Here is a 1,026-nt window from a genome sequence, read left to right on the forward strand (position 1 = left end):
AAAAACACTCTAGAAAGATCAACAGACCCTAGATTTTTAATATTACATCAGAGTTGGTATTAATAATAAGCTCTGCATTCCTATTATCTATATTACTCAATTCATTATTATAAAAATCTAAAACGACAATACCGAGCCGGTCTCCTTTTTGTTTACGCTGTAAGAATTCAGTAAGCCCTGGATTCATCATGGGCTCGACTTTACCTAGCCCGCCGCCCCAACAGTATTGATAGGGAGTATGCCCACCTTGAGAGATACTATTGTAAGTAATGTGCATGACACCATCATTAGGGGTCTGTATGGCGCGATTAATTGAAGATTCAACTGCCGCCATTTTCTTATGAGTATCATGCTCTTTATATTGATCTTCAATTTCAAAAATCTGGTTTTCAGGTGTTGTTAACGCAAAAGTTTCATCAACCTTCCAACCATGTGATAAATCTATACCTGAGCAGCCAGAAAAGCGCCTTAGCAAGACAATCTTACTTTGAGATTGCTGCAATGTTGGTATTCTAGCTCCCAAATAAAACAAATTTCGATATTTCTCTTGCGCAACGTAATCATCGAACTTCTCTTGTACGCCTTCAACGCTGCTTGTTGCTGCATTCATTAACATTACAATTRTTTCACTTGGGTTTTCGGAAAGAAAACGGAGACAATCATTAAGCACATCGCCTAGAGAAATATCACAGCTGATGATACCGTGATAAATATTTAGAGGATCRGATTTTGAACCGTTTGCTGTGACTCGAATGTCTAGAAAACGAATGCCATCATTTAGCTGGGTATAAATATCAAAGTTTTGCGTTCTGGCGCCTATTGGGGGGGCCTTTTCTGTACCTGAGTCATGTGTGCCAGGTATAGAAATTTTGTCTAATGTTAAACTTTTATTTAGTGCACTCATCCAATTATTTGTACTTACGTGAGACATATTATTCTCCAATTTTGGCTATCTGTCGAAATAATATCTGATAGGCTATAACTAACAAATAATAGCCTATCAGTAAGTTTCTTATATGGACGAAC

1 protein-coding gene is annotated in these 1,026 nt (G+C 37.3%); it reads right to left on the reverse strand.

The window, feature by feature from the left end:
• Positions 1–28: 28 nt before the first annotated feature.
• Positions 29–931 (reverse strand): phosphatidylinositol-specific phospholipase C, encoded by a 903-nt coding sequence (locus tag L5L77_RS22515; protein ID WP_263223444.1) that lies wholly within the window; start codon positions 929–931, stop codon positions 29–31.
• Positions 932–1,026 lie beyond the last annotated feature (95 nt).

It is taken from the genome of Shewanella sp. SM29 (genome assembly GCF_025654245.1).
Taxonomy (GTDB): domain Bacteria; phylum Pseudomonadota; class Gammaproteobacteria; order Enterobacterales; family Shewanellaceae; genus Shewanella; species Shewanella oncorhynchi.